19 protein-coding genes and 1 riboswitch are annotated in these 18,043 nt (G+C 67.8%); of the genes, 16 read left to right on the forward strand and 3 right to left on the reverse strand.

What is annotated here, in order from left to right:
• Positions 1–48: 48 nt before the first annotated feature.
• A complete protein-coding gene (locus ABIB29_RS03885) occupies positions 49–1,296 on the reverse strand; it encodes an MFS transporter (RefSeq protein ID WP_354170186.1) in 1,248 nt (415 codons plus the stop codon).
• Positions 1,297–1,540: 244 nt separating this feature from the next.
• Here ABIB29_RS03885 and ABIB29_RS03890 point away from each other — a divergent pair, with 244 nt between their 5' ends.
• Positions 1,541–2,905, forward strand: coding sequence for an ammonium transporter (locus tag ABIB29_RS03890; protein ID WP_354170188.1), 1,365 nt, complete (start codon positions 1,541–1,543; stop codon positions 2,903–2,905).
• Entirely contained in the window at positions 2,902–3,240 is a 339-nt protein-coding gene (locus ABIB29_RS03895; RefSeq protein ID WP_024366371.1) for a P-II family nitrogen regulator, read from the forward strand. The genes ABIB29_RS03890 and ABIB29_RS03895 overlap by 4 nt, the downstream gene beginning before the upstream one ends.
• 99 nt (positions 3,241–3,339) lie before the next feature.
• Here ABIB29_RS03895 and ABIB29_RS03900 read toward each other — a convergent pair whose 3' ends face one another.
• Positions 3,340–4,728, reverse strand: coding sequence for a glucose-6-phosphate dehydrogenase (locus tag ABIB29_RS03900; protein WP_354170191.1), 1,389 nt, complete (start codon positions 4,726–4,728; stop codon positions 3,340–3,342).
• Between the two features lie 152 nt (positions 4,729–4,880).
• Here ABIB29_RS03900 and ffh point away from each other — a divergent pair, with 152 nt between their 5' ends.
• Positions 4,881–6,467, forward strand: a complete 1,587-nt coding sequence (gene ffh, locus ABIB29_RS03905) for a signal recognition particle protein (RefSeq protein ID WP_354170193.1) — start codon at positions 4,881–4,883, stop codon at positions 6,465–6,467.
• A 58-nt stretch (positions 6,468–6,525) separates the two neighbouring features.
• Complete coding sequence (locus tag ABIB29_RS03910) at positions 6,526–7,275, forward strand: alpha/beta fold hydrolase (RefSeq protein WP_354170195.1); 750 nt, start codon at positions 6,526–6,528, stop codon at positions 7,273–7,275.
• On the opposite strand, the gene thiC is transcribed toward ABIB29_RS03910, so the two are convergent.
• Entirely contained in the window at positions 7,272–9,071 is a 1,800-nt protein-coding gene (gene thiC / locus ABIB29_RS03915; protein WP_354170197.1) for a phosphomethylpyrimidine synthase ThiC, read from the reverse strand. The genes ABIB29_RS03910 and thiC overlap by 4 nt on opposite strands.
• A riboswitch (TPP riboswitch) is annotated at positions 9,067–9,174 on the reverse strand. It overlaps the preceding gene by 5 nt.
• A 77-nt stretch (positions 9,175–9,251) precedes the next feature.
• Between thiC and ABIB29_RS03920 the strand changes: the two genes are divergently transcribed.
• The 12 genes from ABIB29_RS03920 (at position 9,252) to ABIB29_RS03975 (ending at position 17,913) form a co-directional block, all read left to right on the forward strand.
• On the forward strand, positions 9,252–10,334 hold the full coding sequence (locus tag ABIB29_RS03920; RefSeq protein ID WP_354170199.1) for an amidohydrolase family protein: 1,083 nt from the start codon (positions 9,252–9,254) through the stop codon (positions 10,332–10,334).
• Positions 10,335–10,434: 100 nt separating this feature from the next.
• Positions 10,435–11,310: a VOC family protein gene (locus ABIB29_RS03925; RefSeq protein WP_354170201.1), complete on the forward strand. Its 876-nt coding sequence runs from the start codon at positions 10,435–10,437 to the stop codon at positions 11,308–11,310.
• 389 nt (positions 11,311–11,699) lie between these two features.
• A complete protein-coding gene (locus ABIB29_RS03930) occupies positions 11,700–12,137 on the forward strand; it encodes a hypothetical protein (protein ID WP_354170203.1) in 438 nt (145 codons plus the stop codon).
• A gap of 204 nt (positions 12,138–12,341) precedes the next feature.
• Positions 12,342–12,764: a 30S ribosomal protein S16 gene (rpsP, locus tag ABIB29_RS03935; protein ID WP_024366590.1), complete on the forward strand. Its 423-nt coding sequence runs from the start codon at positions 12,342–12,344 to the stop codon at positions 12,762–12,764.
• 1 nt (position 12,765) lies between these two features.
• A complete protein-coding gene (locus ABIB29_RS03940; RefSeq protein ID WP_224046810.1) occupies positions 12,766–13,008 on the forward strand; it encodes an RNA-binding protein in 243 nt (80 codons plus the stop codon).
• A gap of 111 nt (positions 13,009–13,119) precedes the next feature.
• Positions 13,120–13,731, forward strand: coding sequence for a ribosome maturation factor RimM (rimM, locus tag ABIB29_RS03945; protein ID WP_354170205.1), 612 nt, complete (start codon positions 13,120–13,122; stop codon positions 13,729–13,731).
• A complete protein-coding gene (trmD, locus tag ABIB29_RS03950; protein WP_354170207.1) occupies positions 13,732–14,556 on the forward strand; it encodes a tRNA (guanosine(37)-N1)-methyltransferase TrmD in 825 nt (274 codons plus the stop codon).
• 230 nt (positions 14,557–14,786) lie between these two features.
• Positions 14,787–15,146 (forward strand): 50S ribosomal protein L19, encoded by a 360-nt coding sequence (gene rplS / locus ABIB29_RS03955; protein ID WP_354170209.1) that lies wholly within the window; start codon positions 14,787–14,789, stop codon positions 15,144–15,146.
• 117 nt (positions 15,147–15,263) lie between these two features.
• Positions 15,264–15,944: a signal peptidase I gene (gene lepB / locus ABIB29_RS03960; protein ID WP_354170211.1), complete on the forward strand. Its 681-nt coding sequence runs from the start codon at positions 15,264–15,266 to the stop codon at positions 15,942–15,944.
• Entirely contained in the window at positions 15,945–16,808 is an 864-nt protein-coding gene (gene lepB, locus ABIB29_RS03965) for a signal peptidase I (protein WP_354170213.1), read from the forward strand. It begins immediately after the preceding gene.
• Between the two features lie 11 nt (positions 16,809–16,819).
• Positions 16,820–17,491, forward strand: a complete 672-nt coding sequence (rnhB, locus tag ABIB29_RS03970; RefSeq protein ID WP_354170215.1) for a ribonuclease HII — start codon at positions 16,820–16,822, stop codon at positions 17,489–17,491.
• Between the two features lie 95 nt (positions 17,492–17,586).
• A complete protein-coding gene (locus ABIB29_RS03975; protein ID WP_069952106.1) occupies positions 17,587–17,913 on the forward strand; it encodes a DUF2469 domain-containing protein in 327 nt (108 codons plus the stop codon).
• Positions 17,914–18,043 lie beyond the last annotated feature (130 nt).

Below are 18,043 nucleotides of genomic sequence, written 5' to 3' on the forward strand. Positions count from 1 at the left end.
GCCGGTGCAGTTCGACGCGGGGCGGGCAACGGTCACACCCGGGTGGGGTCAGGCGCTGCGCGTCGCCGGCCGGTGGAATGTCTCCCGGGCCAGCAGCCAGCCCGCGGCAGCCGCGACCAGGACGCCGCCGGTGACGCCGAAGGCCCAGCCGTAGCCCAGCCGGTCTGCGAGGAGCCCGGCAAGGACCGGCCCGATGATCGCCCCGCTGTCGGCGGTCATCTGGAAGATGGCCAGTACCCGCCCGCCGGAGCGCTCGTTGCCAATCACGTCCGCCATGGCCGCCTGCTGCGCGGGACCGAGCAGCCCGGAACCGATGCCGGCGACAGCCGTCGCCACGAGGAACCAGAGCAGCTCGTGCGTGAAGCCGATGGCTGCCGTTGCGGTTCCGGTGACCAACAGTCCGGAGATCATCATGGGTTTCCGGCCCAGGCTGTCCGCGAGTCTGCCGGAGAACGTCAGCGCCACCGCGTTGGCCGCGGCGAACATGGCCAGGGCCCAGCCCGCCGATTCCGGTCCCGCGTTCAGGGCGGCGACGGCGAAGAGCGGCACCGTGGCCATCCGGACGCCGAAGGTCGCCCAGCCGTTCGCGAAGCTGGAAAACAGCCCCGCCCGGTACGCGCTGTCCCGCAGTGCCTCGCGCAGCTCCATCGCCGGCGCCGTGCTCCCGTCCGGGCGGGAGGCCGCGGGCACATGGCTGAGCTGGGTCTGCACCACGAGGGCCGCCAGAACAAGGGCGGCCGCGTAGACGAGGAACGGAACACGCAGGCCGAAGCCGGCCAGCAGCCCGCCCACAACGGGCCCGAAGACATTGCCGATGAGGAACGCCGAGGCATAGGCACCCGACACCCGTCCGCGGCTTTCCGGCGGCGCCAGCCGGACCACCAGGGCCATCGAGGCCACCGTGAACATCACCGAGCCGGCACCGCCGAGGCCGCGGAAGATCAGCAGTTGCCAGTAGTCCTGGGCGAAGGCACACGCCGCCGTCGACGCCGCAACAATCAACAGCCCGGCCACGTAGACCGGCCGTTCCCCGAGCCGCACAATCAGCGCGCCTCCCGCGGGGGCGAACACGAGCCGCATGAACGCGAAGATGCTCACGATCACGGCGGCCGCCGTCGCGCCGACGTCGAAAGTGGTGGCGAACTGGGGGAGGACCGGCGCCACGAGACCGAAGCCGAGGGCGATGAGGAAGGCAGCCACCAACATCACCTTGATGTCCCGGGGCAGCACCGCCTTGCCGTTGGTCCGGGGACCGGCCTGTGGCGGGGATCCCGCGCGGCGGGGGGTCTTACTCATGGCGGTGGCTTCCTGGCGATACGGGCGGGGGGGAGCGGATGTTGGACCGCGTGAAACATAACCGTAACAAGAAGGATTTGCACCATTTACTTCCGGGAGGTTCTTGTAACAACCCGGCAATCTAAATCCTCTGCCGGCGAAACACGCCGCCGACAAACTCTTCTTAGAACGCAAACCGCGTTGAGGCACGCGGAGAACTCCGCAACATCTTTAGATCGCATCCAAGCAAGGGAGGACGTGCACCATGGAACTTACCGCAGGTCACGTATGGCTGATGGTGGCAGCAGCACTCGTGCTGTTCATGACACCAGGACTAGCATTTTTCTACGGCGGCATGACGCGCGCCAAGGCCGCACTGAACATGATGATGATGAGTTTCATCTCCATCGGCATGGTCGGTGTGGTCTGGGTGCTCTGGGGCGCCTCGATGAGCTCCGGCGAGGGCTTCATGCAGATGGTTGGAAACCCGTTCGCGACCTTCGGTCTGGAGGGCATCGACACGCCTGACGGACTCATCAAGGTCGGCTACGCAGCCACCTTCGCCATCATCACCGTCGCCCTGATCAGCGGCGCCATCGCTGACCGCGCCAAGTTCGGCGCCTGGTCCGTGTTCGTCCCGGTCTGGGTCACCCTGGTCTACTGCCCGCTGGCCTACATGGTCTGGGGCGGCGGGCTGTTCGGCCCGGAAGGCGCAATCGGCCAGGCCCTCGGCCCGGCGATTGACTTCGCCGGCGGCACCGTTGTCCACATCAACGCCGGTGTTGCCGCGCTGATCCTCGTGCTGATCATCGGCAACCGGAAGGGCTTCGGCAAGGACCCCAACCACCGCCCGCACAACATCCCGTTCGTTATGCTCGGTGCTGCGATCCTGTGGTTCGGCTGGTTCGGCTTCAACGGCGGCGCAGCGACGACGGCAGAACAGGGCGGCCTGATCTGGGTCAACACCCTGGCAGCCCCCGCCGCGGCAATGCTCGGCTGGCTCATCACGGAGCGTATCCGCGACGGTCACCCGACCTCGCTCGGCGCGGCCTCCGGTGTGGTCGCCGGCCTCGTCGCCATCACCCCGGCCTGCGCCAACGTCAGCCCGATCGGTGCCCTGGGCCTCGGCCTGATCGCCGGTGCGGCTTCCGCCCTGGCCGTCGGCCTCAAGTTCCGCTGGGGCTTTGACGACTCGCTCGACGTCGTCGGTGTCCACCTCGTCTCCGGCATCATCGGCACCGTGGCTCTGGGCTTCATCGCCCTCCCGGCCGACGGTGTTGGCGGCGGCCTGTTCTACGGCGGCGGACTCACCCAGCTGTGGGCCCAGCTCGCAGCGGCCGGTATTGCCATCGCCTACTCCGCAGCGATGACCGCAATCATCGCCTTCGCCATCCACAAGACCATGGGCTTCCGGGTTTCCCAGGAGCAGGAAGTCGTGGGCGTGGACCTTAGCCTGCACGCCGAAACCGCCTACGAATTCGGCGTCGGCGGCCACGGTGGAAGCTTCACCCCGCTGCACGAACTCATCACCGGCAAGGCCCAGGGCGAAGCCCCGGCCGCCGGGACGGTGGACGCGACGTCCAACGGTAAGAAGACCGCAGCAGCAGGTAAGGAAAGTGTGGAGGCATGAAACTGATCACAGCAATCGTCCGGCCCGAAAAGCTCGATACCATTCGCGAAGGCCTTGAAGCCTACGGGGTGCAGGGCCTCACCGTCAGCGCGGCCAGCGGCTACGGCCGGCAGCGGGGATACACCGAGGTGTACCGCGGCGCCGAGTACAACGTGGATCTGCTGCCCAAGATCCGGGTAGAGGTCCTGGCCACCGACGAACAGGCCGACGACATCCTCGATGTCATCATCGCCAGCTCGAACACGGGCCGGGCCGGTGACGGCAAGGTTTGGACGATGGATGTGTTCGAAGCAGTGCGGGTCCGCACCGGAGAACGCGGTTCGGCCGCTATCTAGAGGCGCCGCCTGGAACAAACAGCACAGCAAGCGGGCTGGGAACCTGAAAGGGTGCCCGGCCCGCTTTTGTGTGCGCCCCTCCGCCCACGGCAGCGGCGGTCAGGCCCGCCAGCCGTCCGGCCCGGCGCTCCCGGCGGCGTAGTCCTCCAGCGGTGCGCTGTCCCGGGCCCAGGCTTTGAGGACGGGCTCCAGGATCCGCCAGCAGTCCTCCGCGGTGTCGGCACGGACGGAGAGCAGGGGATCGCCGGTCAGGACACCCTCCAGGACCTCCCCGTACGGCAGCAGCTCGGAGGCGCAGAGCTCGGACTTGAGGGTGGCACGGTCCAGGCTGAGGACATCGCCGGGGCCGTTCACATCGACGTCGAATTCCAGCGTGTCCGGACCGAAACCGATCCTCAGCTGGTTGGGGGAGTCCACCCCGGTGAAGCCCTTCGGCAGGTGCGGCACCGGCCGGAACGTCACCACGGCTTCCTTGCGTTTGACGCCCAGGGCCTTGCCGGAGCGCAGGATGAAGGGGACGCCCTGCCAGCGCCAGTTGTCGATCTGCACCTCCACCTCGGCGAGCGTTTCGGTGCCCCGGGCAGGGTCGACGCCGTCCTCCCTGGCGTAATCCGGGACCTTCCGGCCGTCGATCGATCCCGCGGTGTACCGGGCGCGGCGTGTGCTCCTGGCGTAGGGTGCCTTGATGCTGCTGGCCCGCAGCACCGTCGCCACGGCGTCGCGGAGGTCCCGCTCGTCCACTGAGGCCGGCGGTTCGAGCGCCATCAGGGCCATGATCTGCAACAGGTGGCTCTGGATCATGTCGCGGAGGGCGCCGGCGCCGTCGTAGTACCGGGCGCGGCCCTCCAGCGCGAGGTCCTCGTCAAAGACAATCTCGACCTTTTCGATGTGCTCGCGGTTCCATACCGGCTCCAGGAAGGTATTGGCGAAGCGCAGCCCCAGGATGTTCAGCACCGTCGCCTTACCCAGGAAGTGGTCCACCCGGTGGATGTGGTCCTCCGGGACCAGGGCCGACAAGGCGTCGTTCAGGTGCCGGGCGGACGCCTCGCTGGAACCGAACGGCTTCTCCATGACCAGCCGGGTCCCGGCCGGCACCTGGCCGGGGGCCAGGGTCTCGCAGGCCAGCTGGCTGACGCGCGGCGGCAGCGCGAAGTAGATGGCGACGGGCCCCTCCAGCCGGGCCAGCAGGCCGGCCAGCTGCCCGTCGGCCGTGACATCGAGCTGGTGGTAGGCGGTGGTTTCGCGGATCCGCTTCAGCTCCTGCCGGCCGTAGGCCTCGGCCTGGGAGTTGGCGTCGGCGAAGGACTCGTCGATGCGCTCCAGCCACTGGCCGGGGGTCCACGCATCCGAGCCGGCGCCCACCAGGGTCAGGCCGTCGGCGCGTCCCCGGGACACGAGCCGGGCCAGCCCCGGCAGCAGCAGCCTGCCGGTGAGGTCGCCCGAGGCGCCGAGGATGAGCAGGGTTTTTACGGTTGTTTGGCTGGTCACCTAAGCCAGCATGCCATCTTGAAGGCGGGTCTTGGTACCCTAGATAGTCGAGTCCCGTTGTCGAGGCAGTTCGTTCCGGCGAACATCAGTCGCGACGCTGGCGTGCCGGACCGGCCGCCATCTGTAGATCCACTGAAAGAAGTGCACGGCGCGTGTTCAATTCACTCTCTGACCGGTTGACAGCAACCTTCAAGAATCTCCGTGGCAAGGGCCGCCTGACCGAGGCGGACGTTGACGCCACAGTCCGCGAGATCCGGCGTGCCCTCCTGGACGCCGACGTCGCCGTGCCCGTGGTCCGCGAGTTCACCGGCCGCGTGCGCGAGCGCGCCCTCGGCGCCGAAGTCTCCGCCGCCCTGAACCCCGGCCAGCAGATCGTGAAGATCGTCAATGAGGAGCTCGTCGAGATCCTCGGCGGCGAGACCCGCCGGATCCGCCTCGCCAAGTCCGGGCCGACCATCATCATGCTTGCCGGCCTCCAGGGCGCCGGCAAGACCACCCTGGCCGGCAAGCTCTCCAAGTACCTTAAGGCGCAGGGCCACAGCCCCCTCCTGGTGGCCTGCGACCTGCAGCGTCCCAACGCCGTGACCCAGCTTCAGGTGGTCGGCAAGCGCGCCGGCGTGCCCGTTTTCGCCCCGCACCCGGGAGCCACCTCCACCGAACTTGAGCACCCGGCCGGCGACCCGGTCTCGGTCGCCCGGGCCGGCGTCGAGGAAGCCCGCCGCACGTTGCACGACGTCGTGATCGTCGACACCGCCGGCCGGACCGGCGTGGATGCCGAGATGATGGAACAGGCGCGCCAGATCCGCCGCGCCATCGTTCCCAACGAAGTGCTGTTCGTGGTCGACGCCATGATCGGCCAGGACGCCGTCAACACGGCCATGGCTTTCGACGAGGGCGTCAACTTCACCGGCATCGTGCTCTCCAAGCTCGACGGCGACGCCCGCGGCGGCGCCGCGCTCTCCGTCTCCTCCGTCACGGGCAAGCCCGTGATGTTCGCGTCCACCGGTGAAGGACTGGACGACTTCGAACTCTTCCACCCGGACCGTATGGCCTCGCGCATCCTCGACCTTGGTGACGTGCTCACCCTGATTGAGCAGGCGGAGAAGTCCTGGGACAAGGACGAGGCTGCCCGGATGGCGAAGAAGTTCGCCGACCAGGAAGACTTCACCCTGGATGACTTCCTCGCCCAGATGCAGCAGATCCGCAACATGGGTTCCATGAAGAAGATGCTGATGATGATGCCCGGGGCGCAGAACATCCGGCAGCAGCTCGAGCAGTTCGACGAGCGTGAGATCGACCGCGTCGAGGCGATCGTGCGTTCCATGACGCCGCATGAACGCGTCGCCCCGAAAATCATCAACGGTTCCCGCCGGGCCCGGATTGCCCGCGGCTCCGGTGTGCACGTCTCCGAGGTCAACGGCCTGCTGGAGCGTTTCGCCCAGGCCCAGAAGATGATGAAGAAGATGGCTGCCGGCGGCGGCATGCCCGGAATGCCGGGGATGCCCGGCATGGGCGGCGGAGGGGCCCGCAAGGGTGCCAAGAGCGCACCCAAGAAGAAGGCCCGCTCCGGCAACCCGGCCAAGGCCGCCCAGGAGCTTAAGGATGCCCAGGCCCGGCGGGCCGAGGGCGCCAAGGCCCTTCCGACCGGTGCCGCGTTCGGCCAGCAGGGCGGCGACTTCGATCCCTCCCAGCTGAACCTGCCCAAGGGCTTCGACAAGTTCCTCGGCGGCGGCAAATAGGCCCTGCCGGCCCAGATGTCGCCGGCCCGTTGCCGGGCCGGTGTCATAGGGTTAGATCATGTTCAAGCAGCGCGTAGTCTTCGTCCACGGGGCGGGCAGCTTCGGTGCTGCGGCGTGGCCGAAACAGCACGGGATGGCGCTGAACTACGACGCGCTGTTCCTGCGCCGGCACGGGTATGACCCCGTTGCGGAACCGCTGGAAACCGACTTCGCCGCCGACGCCGCCATCGTCCTCCGTGCCCTGGCCGACGACGGCCGCGGCGAGGCCGGCGGCCACGTCGTCGCGCACTCACAGGGAGCCATCTCCGCGATGCTGGCCGCCGTCGAACGGCCGGACCTGGTGCATTCGCTGACCCTCGTGGAACCGGCCTGCCTCTCGCTCACCGCGGAACTGCCGGCGACGGCGGCGCACCGTGCCTTGATGCAGCCGCTCTTCGAGGTCCGCCACCACCTCAGCGATGAGGATTTCCACCGCGAATTCGTCCGCCGGGTGTTCGCCGCCCATACCCCGGCCCAAGCGACCCTTGGCGCCCCCAGCCCGGAAGACCAGCGGGAGGCGCGCCGCCTGCGCCTGCAGGTTCCGCCCTGGGAGGCCCCGCTGCAGATTGTCCCCGGCGTCCCCACTTTGGTCCTGACCGGCGGCTGGGAGCCGCTGTATGAGGAGATCGCGGGCTACCTGCGTGAGACCGGCGCCCTGCACCGCACCGCGGCGGGCGGGCACCGGCCGCAGGACTCAGCAGAGGGGAACCGGCTCATCCGGGCGTTCATCGCCGGCGTCGGCCGGCAGCAGCACGCCCACGCCTCCTAGCCGCCGGGGCCGCCCACGGCAGGCGCCGGCAGGTAGACCTTTCCGCCCGAGGCGATGAATTCGTTGCTCTTTTCCCGCATCCCGGCTGCCAGCACGGACTGCGGGTCCGCGGAACCGTATTCGTCCCGGATGTCCTGGCTGATCCGCATGGAGCAGAACCTGGGCCCGCACATCGAGCAGAAATGTGCCGTCTTGGCCGGCTCCGCGGGGAGCGTCTCATCGTGGAACGCCTCGGCCGTCACCGGGTCCAGGGACAGCGCGAACTGGTCCCGCCAGCGGAACTCAAACCGTGCCTTGGACAGGGCATCGTCGCGTTCATGAGCACCGGCGTGGCCCTTGGCCAGATCGGCGGCGTGGGCGGCGATCTTGTAGGTGATCACGCCGGTCTTGACGTCGTCCTTGTTGGGCAGTCCCAGGTGTTCCTTGGGGGTGACGTAGCAAAGCATGGCTGTTCCATGGCGGGCAATCTCGGTGGCGCCGATCGCCGAGGTGATGTGGTCATAGCCGGGGGCAATATCAGTGACCAGCGGACCCAGTGTGTAGAACGGGGCGCCCTTGCAGAGTTCCTGCTGGCGCTCGACGTTTTCCCGGACGAGGTGGAACGGCACATGCCCGGGGCCCTCCACCATGACCTGGACATCCAAATCCCAGGCCCGCTGCGTGAGCTCGGCCAGGGTGTCCAGCTCGGCGAACTGCGCCGCGTCGTTGGCATCCGCCGTCGAGCCGGGCCGCAGCCCGTCACCGAGGGAGAACGCGACGTCGTAGCGGGCGAAGATCCTGCACAGCTCATCGAAGTGGGTGTAGAGGAAGTTCTCCTGGTGGTGGGCCAGGCACCAGCCGGCCATGATCGCTCCGCCGCGGGACACGATGCCGGTGACCCGGTTGGCCGTCAGCGGCACATAGCGCAGCAGCACTCCGGCGTGGATGGTCATGTAGTCCACACCCTGCTCGCACTGCTCGACCACGGTGTCCCGGAAAATCTCCCACGTCAGGGCGTTGGCCTCGCCGTTGACCTTTTCCAGTGCCTGGTAGATCGGGACCGTCCCGATGGGCACGGGGGAGTTGCGGATGATCCATTCGCGGGTGGTGTGGATGTCGTCCCCGGTGGAGAGGTCCATAACGGTATCCGCGCCCCAGTGGGTGGCCCATTGGAGCTTGTCGACTTCCTCCGCGATGGAGCTGGTCACGGCCGAGTTGCCGATGTTGGCGTTGATTTTCACCAGGAACGCCTTGCCGATGATCATCGGCTCGGATTCGGGGTGGTTGACGTTGCTGGGGATGATGGCGCGGCCCGCCGCCACCTCGGAGCGGACCAGTTCGACGTCGCAGTTCTCGCGCAGCGCGACGAACCGCATCTCCTGCGTGATCGCCCCGTCCCGCGCGTACCGCATCTGCGTGACCGTCGTGCCGTCGACGGCGCGGCGCGGCACCGGGCGGGCGCCCCTCCACTCGGCCGACGCCGCACCACGGCGGACCGCGGACTTGCCGTCGTCGAGCAGCTCCCGTTCCCGGCCGGCGTAGGGTTCGGTGTCCGCCCTGGCCTCAATCCAGGGGGCACGGAACGGCTCCAGCCCGCGGACCGGTTCACTCCCGGGGCCCGCGGTGCGGTACACGCGGAACGGGGCGTTGGCGGCGCCGCCGGGGGAGTCGGCCAGCGCGATTTCGGTCACCGGGACGCGGATGCCGTGGTCGGCGTCCGTGATGAAAGCCAGGGAGTGGGACTTCAGCGATTGCGTGGTTGTCGCCTGGACAGCCTGACTGCGGACAGGGCTGTGCTGGGTTAATTGGGTATTCACGAAAATACTCACTTCCTTCGCCGGCATTACCCGGACAGGTTCAACGGTCGCAGGCTGCATCAGCCCGATCTCAGCCCCTGCAAGGGCACCCGTGTGGTCGTAGACGAAGCTACCACAGGCCGTCCGGAGGGCCGCCGCGTGTGACGCCGCCCGGTCAGGCCGAGGCTTAGGCTTGAAGCCATGACCAGCATCATCGAGTTCACCGGCCCCATTCTCACCGCGGCGGACCAGGAACGCCGCGGGCTCTGGTCGGTGGACGGGTTGCTGACCTTCGACCGTCCGGCCGCCGCACCGGACCTCGTGCTGGACGGCTGGGTCATCCCCGGGCTCGTCGACGCGCACTGCCACATCGGCCTCGGCCCCGGCGGGGACGTGACCGGGCAGCAGGCGGAGCAACAGGCCCGGGCGGACCGCGACGCCGGCACCCTGCTGGTCCGCGACGCCGGCGCCGTGCACGACACCCGCTGGCTCCAGCGGCGCGCCGACCTGCCGCGCATCATCCGTGCAGGCCGGCATATCGCCAGGACGCGGCGTTACCTGCGGGGCTTCGCCGTCGAGGTTGAACCCGATGGCCTGGTCGAGGCCGTGCGCAAGCAGGCGCGCGCCGGCGACGGCTGGGTGAAGCTCGTGGGGGACTGGATCGACCGCGACGCCGGCGACCTGGCCGCGAGCTTCCCGGCCGGAACGCTGAAAGACGCCGTCGCTGCCGCCCACGATGAGGGCGCCCGCGTGACGGCACACTGCTTCGCCGAGGACACCCTCGATGACATGCTCGACGCCGGGACCGACTGCATCGAGCACGCCACGGGCCTGCTCCCCAGGCACCTGCCGCGGTTCGTCGAACAGGGCGTGCCGATCGTGCCCACGCTCATCAACATCGCCACGTTCCCGGACATCGCCGCGCAGGCCCAGGCGAAGTTCCCCCGGTACGCGGCGCACATGCGCTCCCTGTGGGAGCGCCGGGCGGAACGCGTCCTGGCAGCCTTCGAGGCCGGCGTTACGATCTACGCCGGGACGGACGCCGGCAGCGTCATCCAACACGGGCGCATCGTTGACGAACTCCAGGCGCTGCACGCGGCCGGGCTCCCCGCCGCGGCGGCCCTCGGCGCCGGCGCCTGGGCCGCCAGGGAGTGGCTCGGGGCGGACGGGATCACCGACGGCGCCAGCGCCGATGTCCTGGTCTGCGCCGAGGATCCGCGCCGCAACCTGGCCACCCTCCAGAACCTCAAGGGCATCGTGCTGCGCGGAGAACTGGTCCGCTAGAACCTTCGCGCTCCATTAGGAATAAATTGAAGCTTCAAGTAATTTATATCTATGAAGGGTCATCGACGGACGGTGGCCGCCGAAGCATCGGAGCGATCACATGACTGCAGAAACCAGCACCCAGGATCTTCTTCCCGCCGAACTCGCCATGGGCACCGTGATGCTCAAGGTCGGCGACATGAAGCTTATGACGGACTACTACCAGCGCGCCCTCGGCCTCGACGTCGTGGCCGAGCAGGACGGCGGGCTCTACCTCGGACGCAAGCGGAAGCCGCTGGTCCACCTGGCACCGGCCCCCGGGCTGAACCTGCCCGCCCGCGGCGAGGCAGGTCTCTTCCACACGGCGCTGCTGTTTGAGGACCAGTCCTCGCTGGCAGCCACCGTCGCCAGTGCGGCACAGTTCGAGCCGCAGTCCTTTACCGGCAGCGCCGACCACCTCGTCAGCGAGGCCTTCTATTTCAATGACCCCGAAGGCAACGGCATCGAGCTCTACTGGGACCGGCCCCGCGACGCCTGGTCCTGGGACGGCAAGAACGTGGTGATGGACAGCCTGGCCCTGCCCCCGCAGCGCTACCTCGAGCAGCACCTCACCGAGGCGTCGCTGGCCGGCCAGCGCGAGGCCGATGCCGGCGTCGGGCATGTCCACCTGCAGGTCGGCGACGTCCAGTCCGCCCAGGACTTCTATGTCGGAACCCTCGGGTTCGAAAAGACGGCGGGCTGGCACGGGCAGGCCCTGTTCGTCTCGGCCGGCGGCTACCACCACCACATGGCCATGAACGTCTGGAACAGCCGCGGCGCCGGCCCCCGCCGCGACACCCTGGGCCTGGGCGAGGTGCTGATCGAGGTACCGGCCGGGGACGACGTCGGCGCCCTCGCTGACCGCCTCAAGACCGCCGGGGTCCAATCCCACCACACCGGAGCCGAGCTGCGCTTCGAAGACCCGTGGCGCAACCGCATCCGCGTCGCCGTTCGCTGAGGGCCTGCTCGGTCCCGGCGTCGCAGCCCGTCCTCTGCTGGGCCCCGGTTTCAGGGACATGTCCAGCGCAGGCGGCAGCGGATGGACATAGTGACCATATGTCCATCCGTGCAGGTCAGGGGAGGGCATGTCCACCGGGCCAGGCCGGATCAGGTCGGGTCAGGCAGAGCGCGACCGGGTTGGCGGAGGACATGTCCACTCTCCGCTGAAAGCACCACGGAGCATGTCCTCCGGTCGTGGCCAGGAGCGGACATAGTGGCTAAATGTCCATTGGTCGCGGTCAGGGGAGGGCATGTCCGGTCTGAGCGCCTGCCGGGCTGGAGCGGCTAGGCTGAAGTGACGCCAAAAAGCAGCGGCCCAGCGCCGCCGGACAGCTAAGGACAAGCTCCATGGGATTCACCGAAGTCTTTGTTTCCACCCACGATGAAGCCCTTAAGCGTGCTGCCGCCCTCGACGGCGGGGCCGCCGCGGCCGCCGGTGCCGTCCGGATAGCGAACATCACCGACTTCGAAATCGAGCGCCTGGGCGACCTGGCCGGCACCGCCGTCCACGCCTCCGGTGCCGACTACGAGCTCGCCATGGTGGATGTCGCCAGCGACTCCCTGCTCGGGGTGCCGCCGGCGATGGTCCGTGCCCTGGCCGAGCTGCTCAGCTACGAGACCGAGGGTGAGGGCAACGTCCTGGACGACGTCGCCGAAAGTTGGGCCGCCGAAGAGGACATGCCCTTCGGTGCGGAGCAGTCCGCCCGTTACGTCCGGCAGCTCGCCGAACTGGCCGCCCAGGTCGATCCCGCCAGCAAATCCGGCCTCTACGTCTGGACCTCCTGACCCGATTCGGCCCCTGAATGGACCCGTTGCGGGTGTCAAGTCGAATTCCCGGCGCTGATCTGGCACAATAAACAGGTACTCGATCTGCGTGGCCCCTCTCTCCGCGTCCGGATCTTGTCCTTTTAGAACCCCCTAGTACGGCCCGCCCCACGGGTGCAGAACGCCGGGCTCGACCCCGTTTCAGAAACAGGAGTGACCACAACAGTGGCCGTAAAGATTCGCCTTAAGCGCTTTGGCAAGATGCGCGCACCGTACTACCGCATCGTCGTCATGGACGCACGCTCCAAGCGTGACGGCCGTGCCATCGAAGAGATCGGCAAGTACCACCCGACCGAAGAGCCCTCGTACATCGAGGTCGACACGGACCGTGCCCAGTACTGGCTCGGCGTCGGCGCACAGCCGTCCGAGCAGGTTGCCGCGATCCTCAAGATCACCGGTGACTGGCAGAAGTTCAAGGGTCTCCCGGGCCAGGAGGGCACCTTGAAGACCAAGGCTCCCAAGGCTGCCTTCGTTACCCCGGAAAAGGGTTCCGTGATCATCCCGGAAGCCATCACCAAGAAGGCCAAGAAGGACGATGCAGCCGAGGCTCCCGCCGACGCCGAAGCAGAGACCACCGAGGCTGAGTAAATTGCTGGCAGAAGCGCTCGAACACCTCGTCCGCGGGATCGTTGACAGTCCTGACGATGTCAAGGTCAGTGCGAAGAACAACCGCCGCGGGGACACCCTCGAAGTGCGCGTTCATCAGGACGACCTCGGACGGGTGATCGGCCGCCAGGGCCGCACCGCACGCGCTTTGCGCACTGTGGTTGCAGCACTGGCGGACGGCGAGCCGGTCAGGGTCGACGTCGTCGACACCGACCGCCGCCGGTAACGCTTCCAGCAACACTTGTCTTGAGTCCGGCCCCTTCACCAGATAATGGTGGAGGGGCCGGACTGTTTTCCCCCGCAGATCCCCCAACACCAACCCCGAACAGAGGAACAGATGCAGCTTCAGGTGGCACGAATCGGCAAGCCCCACGGCATCCGCGGCGAAGTGACCGTCCAAGTGCTCACCGATGCGCCCGGCGACCGCTTCGTTCCGGGAACCCAGTTCGTGGTGGAGCCTGCCTCGGCCGGCCCGCTCACCATCATCAGCGCCCGCTGGAACAAGGACATCCTGCTGCTCGCCTTCGAGGAGATCGAGACCCGTAACGAGGCGGAGACCCTCCGCGGGGCCAAGCTGTTCATCGAAACCGAGGAACTCGACGACGATGACGACGACGAGGGCTGGTACGAGCACGAGCTTGAAGGCCTGGAGGTCCGCGTCGGTGACCAGGTGGTCGGCAAGGTTTCCGGCCTGCACACCCTCCCGGTCCAGGACCTGCTCGTCGTCACCGCGACGGACGGCAAGGAAATCCTGATCCCCTTCGTGGAGCAGATCGTCCCCGAGGTCAACGTCGGTGAGGGCTACGTGCTGCTCACCCCGCCGCCGGGACTCTTCGAGGTCAACGCCGAGGACGAGGCCAAGCCCGGGGACAAGCCGGCTGGCGACAAGCCGGCGTCCGCAGCGGCCGGCAGCGCCGAAGACCGCGCCGACACCGGGGACAACGCCTAAATGAGGGTCGACGTCGTCAGCATCTTCCCGGAGTATCTGGCGCCGCTGGAGCTCTCCCTGATTGGTAAGGCGCGCCAGGACGGGCTGCTGGAGCTCAACGTCCACGACCTCAGGGGCTTCACCACGGACCGTCACCGGACCGTGGATGACACCCCGTACGGCGGCGGCGCGGGCATGGTCATGAAACCCGAGCCCTGGGCCCAGGCCCTGGCAGCCGTCGCGGCGGACCGCCCCAGCAGTTCTGGTCCGGAGCGGGCCGACAGGCCGGTGCTGATTGTGCCGTCACCGGCGGGGGAGCGGTTCACCCAGGCCACCGCCCACGAACTCGCCGGGGAAGATCGGCTGGTGTTTGCCTGCGGGCGTTATGAAGGCATCGATGAGCGCGTGATGGAATGGGCGGCCGGGCACTTCACGGTGCGGCCCATGAGCCTGGGCGACTACGTCCTCAACGGCGGCGAAGTGGCGGTGCTGGCGATGGTGGAGGCCATCGGGCGCCTGCTGCCCGGCGTCGTCGGCAACCCCGAGTCCCTCGTGGAGGAGTCTCACTCGGACGGGCTGCTGGAGTACCCCGTCTACACCAAGCCCTCCAGCTGGCGGGACCGCGAGGTCCCTGCGGTACTGCTCAGCGGCAACCACGGCAAGATCGCCCAGTGGCGCCGGCACGAGCAGTACCGGCGCACCGCTGAACGCCGCCCGGACCTGCTGGAGCAGTTCGACGCCGCCAAGCTGCCACGCGCTGACCGCACCGCCTTCGCGGACCTGGGGTACGACGTCGTCGACGGCCGGCTCCGGCGCCGAGCGGACGCCGGCGGGGATTCCGCCTGACCGGATTGGCTGGACGGCCCCGGATGTGGCAAAATTAGTCCTTGTGCCTGCTGGGTGCGAACCTGCCACAGGGGGAGCGTCACCAACAGCGCGGCACCCCGGCCCCGTCAATTCCTGACGAAGCCGGATTCATAAAATTTTCGGCGTGAATTTCCGGGCCGCAATTGCGCCCGGGCTTGGCCGCCGTGACCCAACGTGAAGGGCCTGTGGCGTTCACCAGGAGTGAATCAATGCATATTCTCGATTCAGTAGACGCAGCCTCGCTGCGCACCGATGTTCCCGTCTTCCGTGCGGGTGACACCCTCAAGGTTCACGTGAACATCATCGAAGGCAAGAACTCCCGCGTCCAGGTCTTCCAGGGCTTCGTCCTGGGCCGCCACGGCGACGGTCTGCGCGAAACCTTCACCATCCGCAAGGTCTCCTTCGGTGTTGGCGTGGAGCGTACCTTCCCGGTGCACTCCCCGATCATCGAGAAGATCGAGCTCGTCTCCAAGGGTGACGTGCGCCGCGCCAAGCTGTACTACATGCGCAACCTGCGTGGCAAGGCCGCGAAGATCAAGGAAAAGCGCGACTTCCAGACCGGAAAGTAAGTCCCTCCGGACTTACACCGCAGGCTTCCACCGCGGGTCCACGGACCGTGTCCGGCCGGCGCCGGAGCATCCGCAACAGCGCTGTTCAGCTAAGAAGAGCGTTAGAGGATACGGATCATGGAACACACAAAACGCCAGCCCAGGAAACTCGGCTGGCGTTTTGTGTTGCTGGCCGTGGTGCTGGCTGTGCTCATCAGCGGCCTGGTCCGCTCGTTGTGGCTTGATGTCTACTACATCCCCTCCGCCTCGATGGAGCCGATGTTCCGCGAGGGCGACAGGATTCTCGTCTCGCGCACGGACCTCCGCGCCGAACCGGTGCTCCGAGGCGACATTGTCGTCTTCGACGGCCGCGGCTCCTTCGCCCCGCTGGACAGCGGCAACGGACCGGTCCTGGACGTTCTGAGCGGCATCGGCCACTGGGTCGGACTCTCCGGCGGCGACACCACCTACATCAAACGCGTCATCGGACTCCCCGGTGACCACGTGGTCTGCTGCGACGACGGCGGCAGACTCACGGTCAACGGCCAGGAAGTTGCGGAACCCTATCTTTTTGAGGGTGACTCCCCGAGCGAGCTGAAGTTCAGCGTGATTGTGCCCGCGGGAAGGGTCTGGCTGATGGGGGACCACCGCTCCCTGTCGGCCGATTCCCGCAGTCTCCTGGGCGCCCCCGGCGGAGGCATGGTGCCGCTGGACCGGGTGATCGGCAGGCCCGTCCAGATCATCTGGCCGATTGATAGATTTACAGCAGTAGGACGGCCCTCCGGGGCCGCCACAACGACAGCGAAGAACGGACAGTAAATGCCCGAGACCGGACCCCGGACTCCAGATCCGCGGGGGCAGGACCAGCCCCGGGCCACCTCCTCAGCGATCCCCGCCACGGAGCACCCTGCCGAGCCTGCCGTCCGCGCGGATCATGGGTCAACGGGCGGTCCGGCGCATGCGGGCACCTCGTCGAAGCGTGCGCGCCGGGCGAAGTCCCGGGAGCGCCACAGCCCGCTGTTCCTCTGGGCGAAGGAAGTGGCGACCGTGGTGCTGGTCGCCATCGTGTTGTCCTTTCTGATCAAAACCTTCCTGTTCCGGGCGTTCTACATCCCGTCGGAGTCCATGGTCAGCACCCTGGACGTGAACGACCGCATCTTCGTGAACCTCCTGGTCCCGGAGCCGTTCGCCCTGGAGCGCGGCGATGTCGTCGTCTTCAGGGACACCCAGGGCTGGCTGGTTCCTATGGCGGAGAAGGAAACGGGCCCCTTCACCTGGGTCCAGGACGGGATGATGTTCATTGGCTTGCTCCCGGACAACTCGGAGCAGCACCTCGTCAAGCGCGTCGTGGGCCTGCCGGGGGACCGCGTGGCCTGCTGCGACGCCGGCGGACGGCTCCTGGTCAACGGCACGCCCCTGGACGAGCCCTACGTCAACCCCGCCGAAGTGCCCCAAATCCGCGACTTCGACGTCGTGGTCCCCGAAGGGAAGGTCTGGGTGATGGGAGACAACCGGAACCATTCCGCCGACTCGCGCGCCCACACGGACAGCAATGGCGGCTTCGTCGACATCGCCGATATCGAAGGCAAGGCCGCCGTTATTGCCTGGCCGCTGAACCGCATCACCGCCCTCGACAACTACCCGGACGTCTTCCGCGGCGTGCCCGACCCGGCCGGAAAGTAGCGGCTGACGTCATGTCCGAAGCCCCTACGCTCGACTACGAACGGCGCTTCCGCAGCTCCGGCGCCCGGTTCCTTGCCGGCGTCGACGAGGTGGGCCGCGGCGCCCTCGCCGGGCCCGTCAGCGTGGGAATCGCCGTCGTGGACCTCCACCAGCAGACGCTGCTCGCCGATGTGCGGGACAGTAAACTGCTCAAAGTGGCGGACCGCGAACGCCTGGTGCCGCTGGTCCGGAGCTGGAGTGTGGCCTCGGCTGTCGGCCATGCCTCCGCGAATGAGATCGACGCCGTGGGCATCGTCGCCGCGCTCCGGCTCGCCGGAACCCGCGCCTGGCTCGCGGTCCTGGCCGCCGGGGTGATCCCGGACGTCGTGCTGCTGGACGGGAGTCACAACTGGCTTTCGCCGACGGCGCAGCCGTCCCTGTTCGACGACGGCCCGGCGGAGCCCGGCTGCGACGCGCCGGTGCACACGTTGGTCAAGGCCGACATGCAGTGCCTGAGCGTCGCCGCGGCGTCCATCCTGGCCAAGGTGGAGCGCGACGGCATGATGCGCGAACTGCACCACGAATACCCCGCCTTCGGCTGGGACGAGAACAAGGGCTACGGCACCGCCACGCACAAGGGGGCCATCCGCGCCGCCGGTCCCACGCCGTACCACCGCGTGAGCTGGCAGCTGCTCACGGACTGACGTCCGCGCCGTACCCGTCCGGATGGCCGCGGCGCCAGGGTGCCGCGGGACGGACCGTGGCGCGCGCGGCGCGCCGGATGGTGCAAGATGGAACCATGAGTGCCGAGGACCTGGAAAACTATGAGACCGACATGGAGCTGCAGCTCTACCGCGAATACCGCGACGTTGTCGGGCTGTTCAGCTATGTGGTCGAGACCGAACGGCGTTTCTATCTGGCCAACCACGTTGACCTGCAGGCGCGCAGCGCCGACGGCGAGGTCTACTTCGACCTGACGCTGCAGGACGCCTGGGTCTGGGACGTCTACCGCTCCGCCCGCTTCGTCAAGAGCGTCCGCGTGATCACCTTCAAGGACGTCAACGTCGAGGAGCTCCCGCGCAGCGAGGAACTCGCCCTGCCCAAGGCCGGGGATCTCGGGAACTGACCCGCACGAACCCCTAACCCGCCCGGAGCTGGCCGGCTACCCTGACCCGGGGCGCCGGCTTACCGCATTGGCTGGTCCGCAGTGAGGGTTTCCACATAGCGTCCCTGACGCCTGTGCCAACCCCTGACCG

The sequence above is a fragment of the Arthrobacter sp. UYEF36 genome, assembly GCF_040547025.1.
Taxonomy (GTDB): Bacteria; Actinomycetota; Actinomycetes; order Actinomycetales; family Micrococcaceae; genus Arthrobacter.